Raw genomic sequence first — 14008 nt, forward strand, 5'->3', positions numbered from 1 at the left:
CTTTTGCACAAAAGAAAAGAAACCCAAATCTAAAAGACTGAGTTTCTTGCTTGTGCTCTATTTTGATATTCAGTTACATACGGATGGCTCACACGCGCTATTTCCCTTCCTTCTAGTATGACCGGAATTTCAATATAAGTAGGTTCTGGTTTCATATATGGTTGCTTATCTGGATTATCATTGTCAGGTCTGTATTGTATGACATTAGGATTGTCAGATAGCACTTCTCTCCACTTAGAAAGATTACCAACATCCTGGATTGAAAGTCCTTCAAAGCGTTCCATTTGACGTCCAATTTCTCTTACCATATCACGCATACTTTCAGGGATATGAGTGATCCAATCGTTTTGCCAATCTCCATCTACAAAGATTGCATTAAAATACTTTGTTAGTGGGTCATCACCTTGGAAACTAAATATTTCTTCTGGTTTTATACTCCGAATACTATCAATAGCTCCAGATACTGTATTTTGTAATGCATCCCGTACAACAGAGTATTGCGTTTTAATCCCTTCTGCAATTCCACTTGCCATTTGAACGCCTGTAAATAGCATTTTATTTGAACTGCTACCTAACGCTAATTCATTTACTAAAGCATTATTTGCCCTTGAACCTAGCGTACGACTCTCACGTTCAGCCATATAAGATCCTTTTTGAATACCTAGAGCAAATCCTTCACTAAAAGGTTTCCCCCCTTGATCCCTAGTTAACTTTGACGGAGAGTTCACATCTAATGTAGCTTTTAACGCTTCAAATGCACCTCTTGCTAAACTAGACGCTACACTTTGTACATTCCATTCACCATTAGAAATACCTTTGGCAAATCCACTGGAAAATGCTTCACCAGGACTCACTGAACTAACGCTTTTCAGACCAGAATTACCACTTTCCGCTACATTAGAACCACTCGACCTCGCTTGCCCTTTTGTATCTTCCATACCTTGAGCAAACTGACTACCACCCTTTTGCCCTTGTGGAGTACCATTGACTGTATTAAAACCAGCATGAGCTGAAGCTACAGCTTCTAGAGCACTTCCTCTGATATATCCTTTTTGATTAACAATGCCACTCCCCACACCTTGTCCACCTTGATTACCAGCTGGGTTTCCATTAATAGTGCTAAAAGCATTATGAGCACTAGCAACCACTTGCAAAGCGCTCCCCCTGATATAACCATCTTGACTTATTATCCCTTGGCCTAGTTCACTGCCACTCTTACTTCCACCGCCACCATCTGTAGTACTTCCTATAATCCCTTCTACAGCTTGTTTCTTTCCGGTTGCCGCATTCTCAGGAGCCATATTACCAGAAATACCATTAGCCTGCGTTTGACTAATATCAAATCCAACTTGCGTTAAATCTAACTTCGCTCCATTTTCAACTAGTAAAGCAATTGCTTTCGCTGCTAGTTCAGCGTTAATGGATCCATTTTGCATACCTTGAACGAGTGTCTGTACATTAAATTGTCCTGCTTCACCAAGATCCACTTGAACATTACTTTTAATATCTAGTCCCATAGTCTGTGCGACTTGCGGTAAAGATAATGCCCCAATTTGCATTCCATTAATTAACGTTTGAATGTTATTCTGACCTTCTTGAGTAGCGTCAACATTCATTCCGTTTTTAACGTTTTGTTGAAAGAATTGGAATACAGTATCAAAAGATAAAGTCCCTGTTTGAAGTCCTGTAATCCACGAGTCCATTGTCATTTTCCCGTAGATTCCTAAATCAATTGTGGTATTACCTTGCATATTTTTACTTAGGAATTCTCTTACTTCACCAGTATCTTTTGTTTTAATACCATCGATCCATTTTTGCATGGATTCAATACCACTTTGTGATAAATCCACTTTATAAACTTCTTTTAACTTATTAGCATTTGCGGTGGCTACAGCTGAAGAATCTAATTCACCCTTTTGAAGCTTCTGTAAGAATGTATCAATTGTGAATTGTCCAGCTGGTCCTAAATCAATTTTCATTTTGCCATCAATTTCTTTTGCCATTGATTCGGCTAACAATCTAGATGATTCTGTACCCTTTTGTAATTCAGAAAGATACATTCCTATACTTTCAATTTTAGATTTGCCATATTGCAACTCGTATCGAAGTAATTTATCTTGATAATCTTTTTCAGCTTTCTCTTGATCACTTCTAAAGCGTTGTTCCAAATCAGCCGATTTTTCACGGAATCCATATGCCGCTTTGAACCTTTCGCCCCATCCCTTATCTTCTGCTTCTATCCTTTTAGCTTGTGATGCCAAAACTTCTGAATCTTCTTCCTTCATATGTTGCTGTAACACTTTAAATCCATCATTTCTAATTGTCTGCAAGTCATTTACATGCTTCGATTCATAAAGTGCAATAGCATCTAATGTCGCTTTTCTTTCTTCCGGTTTAATTTCGCCTAATTTAAATGCTTTTTCTACATTTTCACGCCAACCTTTGGTTTGCTTTTCTAAAGATTTAACACCATCTTCATAAACCTTTATGATGCTTTCAAACCGTTTTTTTCCAGCATCTAAAGATAGCATGCCGCCAGCTTCAATTTCTTTCGAAATAGAAGTGATTTCCTTTGCTTTTGTGTAAAATTGTTGAACGTTTTTATCAGCAACCTGTAATGCTTGTTCGAATTTTTGAGCGAAATCTTTTGGCATTTTCATGGTATCTCCTTGATACCTTTTAATACCCTCTTCCAAAATCTTTTCCGCTTGTGTAGCAACTTCAATCTCTTTATTAATGGATTCGATGACGTTATTTTTCACTTGTTCTAGGGTTTGTTTAGCACCCTCAGGAACAGTTCCCATCAACTGACTAAACATTTTATTGAATTCGCTTTTCTTTCCTTCTAACTCTTTAATAACTTCATTTGTCATTCTTTGAAAAGCTTTAATGGTTTCGTCCGCTGCTTTATTCGCTTCTTCACCTGTTTTAAGTTTTAAATCCATCATGTTATTGATAGCTTTATCTTTTAAATCCACATAAGCACCAGCTGCTTTACTCGTTGCGTCACTTACTCTTTGACCAAACTTATCCATATCAGTTTGTGCCTGTTTGGATTTTTCGTTCAGATCAACTATTGCTATACCTAGCGCCCCTACTGCAAGAACAGCTCCAGTAATAGCTAAAGCAATCGGGTTTGCTAATAAAGCACCTATCCCCATTGCTAAAAATCCTACAGCGGTCGTTACTCCTGCTATCCCGAAAGCCAATAAAGCACTTTTTGCAATCATTTGTTGTGTCGATTCATCTAAATTGTTAAACCAATCTACGACACCCTGAACACCAGATACTACATCAACTAAAATAGGTAATAACGCATCACCAAATGACTTTTTAAGAGTATCTACAGCACCACTTAATTCTTCAATTTTTCCTTTTGTTGTATTCATCTTTGTCTCAGCAACTTCTAATGCTGTTACCTTTGACATTTCCGTATACATATTTTTCACACCATCTGAGCCCTCTTTATAAAGGATATTAGCGGCACGAATAGCATCTGACCCAAATAATGTATACATGTACGACTGTCTTTGCTCAGCCGTTAATCCTTGCATTGCCATTTGAAGAATTTCAGCAATATCGGACATTTCTTTCAAATTACCATTTGAATCGAAAAAAGCATTTGTCATAATACCCGTTTCAAAAGTTAATTTTTGAAACGCCTTCTCTGCTTTTTCAGATCCAACTTTCACACCGGCTTGTTTTGCTGCGTACTCAGATAAAGCACCAGTTACATCTTTAAATGAATTTGAAGTTGGTTTAATCCCTTTTTCTCCAAGAAACTGCATTGCTTTGCCAGTATCGATTGTTATTAATCCCAAATCACTAAACATATCGTAAGCTTCATTAGATTTTGGAATTAAGTTTGCTAACATTGTCTTCAATGACGTACCTGCATCAGAACCTTTTAAGCCGTTCTGTGCAAATAAAGCTAATGTCGTTGTTGTATCTTTAAAACTAAGTCCCACACCAGATGCAACCGCTGAAACCATCGATAACCCAAACTTCATTTCTCCAACACTAGTTGCTGAAGCATTTGCTGCACCAGCTAATAGATCAGCTGCTTGTGCTACTGATAAGTTATCATCCTTAAATGCATTTAAAGCTGTAGAAGCAATTTCTGCTGCATCCCCCAATTCTAATTCCCCAGCTGTCGCTAAGTTCAAGGCACCCTCTAAACCGCCGTTAATAATGTCAGTTAGGCTTACCCCTGCTTTAATTAGCTCTTCAATACCTTGCCCTGCTTCCACAGATGAATATTTTGTTTTTTCTCCCATCTGTACTGCAAGTTCGCTAATTTTCTTCATTTCATCGCCAGTTGCACCAGAAACTGCTTGAATATCAGCCATCTTCTGCTCGAAATTCATAGATTCTTTTACAGCCATCGCAAGTCCAGCACCAATAACCCCAGTCATGGCTGCAAAGGTAGTACCGACCTGTCCGCCTACATCTTGCATTTTATTTCCTGTATCGCGCATCCGTTCTCCGGTACGATGAAGACGATTTTGTTGCTCGGCTAATTCACGGTTTGTTTCTCTTATTTCATTTTGAATTCGCTCTTGAGCTGTTTCAGCACGATTCATAGCAATCGTATTGTTATCGATTTGCGTATTTAATCGTTGAAGCGCTTGACCGTTAGATGTGTATTCAGCTTGAAGTTGTTTTAATTCTTGCTTTAATTGTTTGGCTTCTTGGGAATTACGTCCGAAATTTTGTACAGCCTGATCATACTGTGTTTCAAGACGTTCCATCGATGCCGCCAATGTTAAATTTGAAGCTTGTAATTGTTCTTGTTTTTGTCTTGCTTGTTCAATCTTTTGGCGGTAATGTTCTACCTTTTGTCCTTGTAATGTAAATTTTTCATTCAAATGAGTTAACTTATTTTGTAACTGTTCAACAGAATTACCAAGTAATCTAGCTCTTTCACTTGTTAAATTGAACTCTGAATCTAACAAACGTAAACCACGATTAATTCCTGCTACTCCATTTTCAAAACGTTGGGTATCCAACGTGACTCGTGCGCCAATTTCCATATCTCCAGCCATTTATCTCACCTACCTTTACAACCAATCTGGTGCTTGATTTGCTGTACGGACTACATTTTTATCTTCTTGCTTTTTCTTATAAGCTAACGTTTTAAAGAAAAGTACTAGATCCATCTGATTAATATCCGCTTGGGACATGCCAGAATCTTGTAACATACTATATATCCCTAACATCATTTCTGTAGGTTTGAACGGTTCTTTCTGTTCCTCTGTCTCTTTTTTTTTGCTGTATTTGTCTTTGAATCAATAGCATTAATAACTGCCACAGCCTCAGCAATACGACCTACAATCGCTAAACAAATTGCATAGATAGTTGATGTTAAAAACCAAATGTGTACTCCTTCAAGAAACTCTTCCACTGTAAATCGATTTCCAAACACTTTAACAACAAAATGAGTAGCTTCTTTTAGTACATCAAAGTGAACATTCTCAACACTCAATTTCTCTGTCCATTCAGCTGCTTCAAAACCATCAGTAGACGAAATGTATGTTGGTAAAAAGAAAGTTTTTTTACCAGTGGGTAGATTTAAAACCAATTTAAACGATTCTGTCTTTTGATTTTCTTGCATAATTGAATCTCCCTTCATAAATAAAGGGCACAGCATTGAGCTGTACCCTTTTTATAATTTTATTTGCTAAGTGATGGTGCCGTTTCTGTTGGTGGTGCTGGAACTGTTTTAAACCAGTTCGATGCAACAGTTGCATCATATCCTGTTTCTTCTTCATCTAAACGATGTCTCCAGTTTCCATCTGAACGTTGGATCGCTTTGCATTTAATTTTAGCTGATTGGAAAGTCGGTTTGTCTTCTGCTGTCTTGTGTTCATCTTCAGGAATTTCAAACTTCGTTTTGTAGTAGCAATAAAAACGATTTTTCCCATTGTCTTTTGGTAAACGATATAATAACGCTACATATGGAGCAACATCATTTACATTATCAATTACCTGACCCTTAATTAGTTTCTTTCCTAATAATTCAGCGTAAGTAGATAATGAAATATCCGCTGTTTCTAGTTCAATCTCCACACCACCAAAGGCACTTGCTGTTGCTAGTGGACCTCCTTCTGCGTAGAACGTTACGGATTCATTTTTAGGTGAAGCCTTGCCACTTACTGCATCTCCAATTTTCTTAGGTGCTGCATACGTAAACTTACCATCTGGTGTTTCTGTCAAAATCGCATAATGTAAATCTCTAAAATCGACTGCAATTGCCATATTTGTTTTCCTCCTAAATTTTTAATTCTGTACGAAATCTCATACCATAATGATAGATTTTCGTATCGGGTTCATATAAATTTGCTGTTGTAATACGCTGAAACCCTATATTTTTCATAGAAGTGTTTACTGCTTCTTTTAAATCACCCTTAACAGGGCTAAAAGACCAAATGTCTACTTGAAATAAAATAGTGCTAGTAGATTCCGCACCCTCCGCGTATCTCCTAGCACTATTATCTAACTCAGAATAAGTAATCCATGTTTTTCCGTTATCGTCACCACGAATCATATTGTAGATATATTCTCCACCAATTTTTTCTACAATAAAAGGCGTTGTAAGTGCACGTAACACATCTCTTTCTAAGAATCTCATACGATATGCAATGCCGTTGCAAAGACATTTCGCATCTCATGAACTGCCTTTACTTCCGTGTGAGTTACTGTCTTCTCAATAAAGCCTTTATGTGGTGGATGTGGCATTTTACTTGTTCCCCAGTTTTGGAATTTCATATAAAAGTGTGGGGAATTATCATCTCTTTCCCACCCCACACTAATTGATTTGACTCCATTTCGAGTTTTTATTTTTCCGACAAGCACCTCGTCCTTTGCATGTTTACCTGTTCTCCATGATTCTTTTGGTGAAGGTGGCTTTGGATGTGCACTTACTGGGCTTTCTACCTCTAAAGCATCCCTTACTACCTCAGCACCTTTCTTTAATGCTGAGTTTTCAATTGTTTTTACACTTCTTCCTAAAGCTTCAAAACGCTGAATTGCTTCTTGTATTCCAAAGGTTGTTACTTCTGCCATATAGATCGCTCCTCGCACACCAAGCATGTCTCTTGATGTTGTTCATCAACATCTACAACAGCTTTTATTTCAAAGAGTCGGTCATCATATAAGACTCGCATTTTCGAATCAATTCCCTTACGAAATCGCATAAAAAAATTCACTGTACGCACGGCATTTTCAGTATTTCCAGCGAATATTTCATAGTTAAATCCCTTTCCAAATGGTGTTTTTGCTCTTGCCCAAACAGTGACAACATCTTTCCATTCTGGTGGAATTGGATTCCCTTCTTCATCTTTTTTATTTGTAATTTCCTTTTGAATTGTTATTCGTTTATTTAATTTACTTGGATTCATGATTATCACCGTTATTATAGTCCCTTAATTGTAATATAGTAGTTTCTAATGACTGTTTTAACGCAGGGACATTTAATGATTTATCTTGATTCTCATAGTTTAATAAAACATGTGTAATTACCGCTATTTTGTAAAGGGCCTTTTCACTTTCAGGAACACCAGAACCTAGTAAAGCTTCTTTTGCTCCATCAATTAGAAGTTGAATAACTGTATCCTCTTCATTCCCATCAATTTTTAATTTTCCTTTTATAAGCTCCAGCATGCTATCACCTACGATCCTGAAGCACTTGTTTTTGCTGATAATTCAACGCTTAACGTTGAACTTAATCCGTTATTCCCAACAGCTTTCACTTGATAAGAATATGTTGTATCACCTGTTAATCCTGTATCTTTATAAGTTGTTGCTACTGACGTTCCTACTTGTTTGCCATTACGTAATATTTGATATTCTTTAATGCCCCCATCATACACAACAGGAGACCAACTAATGTTGGCCGTTGTTACTGTTGCAGAATCAACTTTTAATCCTGTTGGAGTTTGGGGTGGATTAGGGCGTAACTTTAACTTCTGCGATACGGAATGCAGAGTTTAAAGAACGTTTTTGATCATACCAAGCTGTTAATACAAATAGATATTCTCCTGAATCCACATTCTTATCCGTGTCATATGTCATTGCATCATAGTTGATACGGAAAAAGTTAAAGTCTCCTACAATCGGTTTTACTGCCGCGTCAACGAATTCTACAGGTTTACCCATTACTTTTTCAGGTGGTGTATCAAAGAAATTTGTTGTTCCGTTAGATAACGATTTAACAATTTTCAAATAGTCTGCATATCGCATAACAACCTTAGCATTTTCACGATAATCTTCATGTAAGTCCGCAATTGCATTAGTGATAGATTCAAATAAATCTTCACCTGACACACGTTTTACATCCGATCCATTATAGAATGACATATGACCTAAACCAGATTTCGGTGTAATTGCTAGTGCATCCTTCTTCTCTTTCGCGGCTAATCCTGAACGTAATGCATTTTCTACATATTGTGTGAGTTCAACATCGGTACCATGAATAACTGTATCAGAAATTTTCACTTTCACCTTAAATTTATTACGCCCAAATGCCACAGTATCACCTGTAAGCTTCATTTCTTTCGCTGTTTCTTCATCTGTAATGAAATCATCATCATCAAGTGTGTATGAAATTTTAGGTAATTCTAAGCCTTTAATCGCACTTACTTGAGAAACTTCTCGTAATTGATTTTTCGCAAAAGGCTCATGTACCAATTCCTTTTGCATATTTGTTGGGAAAAACTTATCGCCTCCCGTTGAATTACCAGCTGGTAAAGCAATTAAAGCCTTAACATCATCTGATACTGCTCGACCTTGTACTGCCGCACGAATAAATTCTGCTTTTGCCGCTACTTCTTTTTGTTTCGGATCTTCAATACCAGTAATAACATTTTTCTGTTGAGCAAATTTAGCTGTTTGTTCTGCTTCTAGTTGATCATGTTGTTGTTTTACAACATCAAAGCGAGCTTGTAAGTCTGCTTTTGATGTTTGCAATACTTTGATATCATTTAACGAGGCTGATGGATCCATAGCCTTTGTAGCTAGTTCATTTTCTGTTTTCGCCAATTGTTGGCCAATTGTTGCCATTGCTTGTTTTAACTCATAAATGGTTTTCATAAAATTAATTCCCCCGTTTTTTTAAAATATTGTTTCTAAATAGGCAAGATTTGCTTTTGAATCTGCAACAATTTTTTCTCGTAATTCCTTTTCTTCTGTGCTCATAATTGATTTATCGGTTTGCATTTGTAATAGTTGTTGTGGCACATTCTGATATTGTTTCGCCCACTTGTCATCAAATGCATATGCAACAGCTTGGTTAGCTTCAACAATTTCATCACAAAGCCCTAATTCTAAGCATTGTTCGGCTGTTAACCATGTATCTTCTTCAAGCATTTCGTATAACATTTCTTCTGACATTTTTTCACCAGATCGATCAAGATAATACTGGCACATTGCCTGGCTAATACGTTCCACATCATCAGCCGCTTTTCTTAATTGCTTAGCATTACCCCAAGCTCCTGTCATTGCATGGTGAATCATCATTAATGAATTATTTGGCATAATAATACGTTTTGAAATCATTGGTAAAACAGATGCACAAGATGCCGCTACCCCATCAATATGCGATATAATATCGGCTGGATGTCGTTTTAACATAGCGATAATAGCCATTGCTTCAAACACACTACCTCCAGGACTATTAATGTATAGATTGATAGTCTCAATACCATCACCCAATGCTTCCAATTCGTTTTTGAAAGTAATAGATGACACCTCGCCATATTCTTCCCATGCATATTTTGTAATTTCTCCATAAATAAAAACATCAGCTGTTTTACCATTCGCCGATGCTTTCATTTGAAAAAACTTATTCTGTTTGTTCTTTGCCACCGTTTTTCACCCCCTTCCGTTGAGTTGGGTCCATATCAATAGGATATAAATCACCACTTACCCAAAGTTTTGAAGCATTACCACCCACAGGCGGTTCATCTTCTTTTTGACGAACATCATCTTGTGATAACCATCCACTCCTAATTGCGGCTTGATAATAAGCTGTTCTTGAAGCTGTATCACCTCTTAACAGTCCTCCAAGGTTGAATTTAAAGTAATGGCCTTCTTGTCGTTCTTTTTTATTCAGCAACTTACGGTTCATTTCTTGCTCATACTGGCGAACAATAGGAGTTAAAGTCATTTGAACAAACTGAATCATCAGCTGTTCATTACTGCTATAACTCTGTCCCTCCGTGTCATTTAAAAATGTAACCGGAACATTAAAAACGTTAGCAACCCGTGAACGTGTAATTCGTTCGGATGCTAACGTGTCTGAAGCGAAGTATTTCCGCTCCATCTCTTCTATATTGACACCTGGTTCCCTGAATAAAATACCACCATTCTCTTGATAAAACCGTCTAAAATCATCAATGATTTTTTGTCTCTTTTCATTATCTACCTGCGTCGCATAATCCAAAATAAAGCTATCTTTCTTCTGCATTTCTGACAAACTAAATTCTTGTACTGCCTTATCGTATTCAAGAGTATTTCTCAAAACATCAATTGGACAAATACCTTTCCATCTTGAAATACCTGTGATGTGTTTGACATGAAACATGTTCATATTGTGGATGTAATACGTTCCTTCAATCCCACGTACCTCATACCACAAATTATTATCATCCGTATTTAAAAAAGGCGTTACATAAGTAGATTCAATAGGGATTAATGATTCCACTTGAAATCTAATATCACGAATGATAGCTGCATATCCATTTCCAGTTTCATTTCTTGAAACTTCAATTTTATTTATCCATTCAAATCCGGTCATGTTTGGATTAGGTTCATTCATCACAACATCAGACACTTGATTAACAACAGTGTCATAATCCTTATAGAGCTTTAATGGCAAAGATGCTACCGTATTAGATAATCTACTAATCACACTGAAAATCGTCTCATTTGTAGCTAATTTTGTATTATCAATACCCCAAAACTTCCTTCCAAACCATGAAGAAAAGTTATATCCAGCACCTTTCCATCCCAATGAAGCTCCTTTAATCGCTCCCTTAACACGATTTATCAGTTTCAATTTCTCACCGCCTTTCTATTTAAAAAGATCGTTGACTGATATAAATTCAATATTTCCATCACCTTGTAATTGAGATAACATAGGGATTACTTCTGTATGAGCATTTAAAAACGCTGCAAAGCCATCAATCTTTCGATATTTACTCTGTTTAGATGGTAAAAAGTTCCCGTTTCTGTCTTCCACAAGCTTTACATTGTTCATATACCAACGGAAGAGACGGTTTTTATTACTGATTATTTTTCCATCCAACAACAATTCTTTTACATCCTTTAATGCTGGACTTAAAGTTAAATGCCCTTGTCGAACTGGTTCAGTTTTAAATCCATATGCTTTCAAATCTTCATTTAAACGATAGGCATTTGCTGGATCATAAGTAATTTTCTTTATGAAATAGTGTTCGGATTGCTCAACAAACCAATCATAAACATACTCATATTTCACATACTCACCAGGGATAATAGTGAGCCAACCTTTGTCTTTAAACTCTTTGAAACTAATATTTTCGTTATCACGATCAACTTTAGCCTGCGGAACCCAACTGTGAGATAGCACAAAAACATTTCCATCATCTAAAGGAAACTCTAAACAAGCGCTTGTAAAATCTTCTGTTGCAGATAAATCATAACCTGCAACACATTCTTTACCAGTTAATCCCTTTATATCAATAACTTCTTCATTCCTTTTTAATATCTCAATACCAACAAAGGACATTTCATCATTATCAACAAAGATGTTAAATTGTTTTGTAATCCAGTCATTCTTTTCAGCATCAGTATGCTTATCTGTATTCCAATCATCAATAAGCGATGGAAGATCTAACGAAACTCCCATATTAGGATTTGCTTTAATCCATAATTCAGGATTTTCAATTTCATCCACGCTATCCATTTCAGCCATGAAATAAAACTTTCTATCTTGGTCAATAACTCCTTCTAAAACATCCGTTGCAATTTCATAGTATTGAACAAGTGGTCCTTCAAGCTGATATCCTGCCGTAGTAATATAAACAATCATTGGTTGTTTACGTGCACCACGTGATTTTTTTATAACATTAATTAACTTAAAGTTTTTGAATTCATGTATTTCATCAAAAATACCAAGATGTGTATTTAATCCGTCTAGTTTCTTACTATCTGATGCACGAGGTTCAATTTTAGAATGCGTTTTATCATGGAAAATACCTTTCTGATTTTCGCGTAAATGTTTCCGAAGAAGGGGTGATTTTTGAACCATTGCACGACTTTCATCAAATAACTCCCCAGCTTGTTGTTTTGTATTTGCTAAAACATAAACACGAGCACCTGGTTCATTATCTTTAGCAACAGCATAATTAGATAAACCAGAAATCATTGTAGTTTTTCCATTTTTACGTCCAATAAAAATAAGGCCCTCACGAAAGCGCCTATAACCTGTATCTTTATGAATCCATCCATACAAAGAACCTATAACAAAGTGTTGCCACGGTTGAAGAACCAACTTTTTATAATCACCTTTTGATGGACGACAAAACTTTTCGATATATCGTATAGGTCGATGCGCTTTTTCTTCATCAAAAACCCAAGGGAACTCCTCAGTCCCCTGTCTCCTCAAATCGTTTAGATGACGTTGACAAGACAAGACATTTTTCTTACTAGCTATTATGTTTCCTTTCACAACTTGTTCTGCATACCAAGTTGTTCTTAGTTCAGGAGATGGATCTACCAAAATATTAAAATGCTGTATCTGCTCATTTCGCCAATTTTTATACCACTTAGCTATTTCAGAAGGCTTAGAAGTTGTCGTAATCATCATCAGAATCTCCAGTTAGCTCTTCCTGAAGCTTTTTTCGGCTTGCCCCAGTCAACCCTAGCTCCCCTAAATATTGTCGAATCTGTTGTAAATACTTAGGTATCTCTGGTATCAAAGTGTGCTTAGTCAGATTTGTAGCACCAGCTTTATTTGTATACTCCATCGTCAGACCTTCTTTTTTAACATTAGCTGCCATCTCTCTAAACATTTGATAACTGAAGGCAATCGCTTCAACTACAATAGGATCATTGATATCAGCCTTTCCTTCAACTTCTAAAACAGACCAAATACGAATCCAAGTATCTTTTCCTACCTTTTTTAAATGCGTAGGTGGTTTCCTCTCAATCAATCCTTTATCCACGATATCACCTCACTTACATTTTATGGATAAAAAGTACCAATTCAGAAATAAAAAGCTCTTATTTTCAGGCTTTACCCCCCTTTAGAAAAATCACTTGCGCTACCCACGAAGGAGGCGTCCGGTCTGGGCAGAAATGACTCTGAACAATAAAAGGAGGGGGGCTATATGAATTCTTTGTTCGCTTTTACTTTTAAGAACTGAATCTTCCTTTTGCTTTTCTTTTTCCCTCCACCCTTTTCAGGATGTTCTTTATTATGACATGCATTACATAAACTAATTAAGTTATCTAATGTTAATGCAAGTTCAGGATATTCACTTCTTTCTTTGATATGATGGACCATATCAGCAGGTACTGGTATCAATGGATCATGCTTCATACACTCTTGGCAACGGTAACTGTCTCGTATCAATGCTAACTCTCTACACCTTCGCCACGCTGTGCTATCATAGAACTTCTTCGCTTCTTTATCCCGTTTGTATTTATCGTAGAACTTTCGCTGTTGCTTGGTTTTATATTCTTTCATAGTTACTTCTCAAACTCTTTCTTCTTTTGAAACTTACCAGCTATCTTCATTGTTGCTAATGCTGGCCACACTAGTGTAAAGATACAAATAAGAAATAACATTACCACAATTGTTATCATCTCTTTACTCGGATCACCTTTATCATCTTTTAACAACTTAAGTACAGTTGAATACATCCCAGAAGATATGTATATCATACCTACAATAAGATAAGCTAATAACCATAGCATTCTATCTTTCTCCTCCCTCAATCTTTCCACGGAATTGAATATCAAGACA

Annotated in this window: 16 protein-coding genes; all 16 read right to left on the reverse strand. The window is 36.5% G+C overall.

Annotated elements, in window-relative coordinates:
- Positions 1-29 precede the first annotated feature (29 nt).
- The 16 genes from ACTFR3_RS15355 to ACTFR3_RS15430 all read right to left on the reverse strand — a co-directional run bounded on the left by ACTFR3_RS15355 (position 30) and on the right by ACTFR3_RS15430 (position 13959).
- Complete coding sequence (locus ACTFR3_RS15355; protein ID WP_440044542.1) at positions 30-5045, reverse strand: phage tail tape measure protein; 5016 nt, start codon at positions 5043-5045, stop codon at positions 30-32.
- A 15-nt stretch (positions 5046-5060) separates the two neighbouring features.
- Positions 5061-5201, reverse strand: coding sequence for a hypothetical protein (locus ACTFR3_RS15360; RefSeq protein WP_000938713.1), 141 nt, complete (start codon positions 5199-5201; stop codon positions 5061-5063).
- A gap of 17 nt (positions 5202-5218) precedes the next feature.
- Positions 5219-5614, reverse strand: coding sequence for a phage tail assembly chaperone G (gene gpG / locus ACTFR3_RS15365; RefSeq protein ID WP_440044543.1), 396 nt, complete (start codon positions 5612-5614; stop codon positions 5219-5221).
- Positions 5615-5673: 59 nt separating this feature from the next.
- On the reverse strand, positions 5674-6258 hold the full coding sequence (locus ACTFR3_RS15370; RefSeq protein ID WP_136999395.1) for a major tail protein: 585 nt from the start codon (positions 6256-6258) through the stop codon (positions 5674-5676).
- A gap of 13 nt (positions 6259-6271) precedes the next feature.
- On the reverse strand, positions 6272-6631 hold the full coding sequence (locus ACTFR3_RS15375) for a hypothetical protein (RefSeq protein WP_001211430.1): 360 nt from the start codon (positions 6629-6631) through the stop codon (positions 6272-6274).
- Positions 6628-7065, reverse strand: coding sequence for an HK97-gp10 family putative phage morphogenesis protein (locus ACTFR3_RS15380; protein ID WP_000852721.1), 438 nt, complete (start codon positions 7063-7065; stop codon positions 6628-6630). Before ACTFR3_RS15380 ends, ACTFR3_RS15375 begins: the two co-directional genes overlap by 4 nt.
- Positions 7053-7400 (reverse strand): phage head closure protein, encoded by a 348-nt coding sequence (locus ACTFR3_RS15385; RefSeq protein ID WP_001069938.1) that lies wholly within the window; start codon positions 7398-7400, stop codon positions 7053-7055. Before ACTFR3_RS15385 ends, ACTFR3_RS15380 begins: the two co-directional genes overlap by 13 nt.
- Positions 7387-7662 (reverse strand): head-tail connector protein, encoded by a 276-nt coding sequence (locus ACTFR3_RS15390; RefSeq protein WP_000891191.1) that lies wholly within the window; start codon positions 7660-7662, stop codon positions 7387-7389. Before ACTFR3_RS15390 ends, ACTFR3_RS15385 begins: the two co-directional genes overlap by 14 nt.
- Positions 7663-7670: 8 nt before the next feature.
- Positions 7671-7985, reverse strand: coding sequence for a fibronectin type III domain-containing protein (locus ACTFR3_RS15395; protein WP_142337630.1), 315 nt, complete (start codon positions 7983-7985; stop codon positions 7671-7673).
- A complete protein-coding gene (locus tag ACTFR3_RS15400; protein ID WP_330939901.1) occupies positions 7948-9090 on the reverse strand; it encodes a phage major capsid protein in 1143 nt (380 codons plus the stop codon). Before ACTFR3_RS15400 ends, ACTFR3_RS15395 begins: the two co-directional genes overlap by 38 nt.
- A gap of 21 nt (positions 9091-9111) precedes the next feature.
- Complete coding sequence (locus ACTFR3_RS15405; protein ID WP_440044545.1) at positions 9112-9864, reverse strand: head maturation protease, ClpP-related; 753 nt, start codon at positions 9862-9864, stop codon at positions 9112-9114.
- Positions 9842-11056 carry a phage portal protein gene (locus ACTFR3_RS15410; RefSeq protein ID WP_330939899.1) on the reverse strand — a complete coding sequence of 405 codons (1215 nt, stop codon included), beginning with the start codon at positions 11054-11056 and terminating at the stop codon, positions 9842-9844. The genes ACTFR3_RS15405 and ACTFR3_RS15410 overlap by 23 nt, the downstream gene beginning before the upstream one ends.
- Positions 11057-11071: 15 nt before the next feature.
- Positions 11072-12844, reverse strand: coding sequence for a terminase large subunit (locus ACTFR3_RS15415; RefSeq protein ID WP_440044547.1), 1773 nt, complete (start codon positions 12842-12844; stop codon positions 11072-11074).
- The gene (locus ACTFR3_RS15420; RefSeq protein ID WP_000357492.1) at positions 12825-13205 is read right to left on the reverse strand and encodes a phage terminase small subunit P27 family; all 381 of its coding nucleotides are present in this window, start codon (positions 13203-13205) and stop codon (positions 12825-12827) included. Before ACTFR3_RS15420 ends, ACTFR3_RS15415 begins: the two co-directional genes overlap by 20 nt.
- Before the next feature lie 161 nt (positions 13206-13366).
- Entirely contained in the window at positions 13367-13729 is a 363-nt protein-coding gene (locus ACTFR3_RS15425; protein WP_420953181.1) for an HNH endonuclease, read from the reverse strand.
- A 2-nt stretch (positions 13730-13731) separates the two neighbouring features.
- Positions 13732-13959 (reverse strand): hypothetical protein, encoded by a 228-nt coding sequence (locus tag ACTFR3_RS15430; protein WP_440044549.1) that lies wholly within the window; start codon positions 13957-13959, stop codon positions 13732-13734.
- Positions 13960-14008: the final 49 nt, after the last annotated feature.

The organism is Bacillus cereus group sp. MYBK14-1, from assembly GCF_051916885.1.
Taxonomy (GTDB): Bacteria; Bacillota; Bacilli; order Bacillales; family Bacillaceae_G; genus Bacillus_A; species Bacillus_A cereus.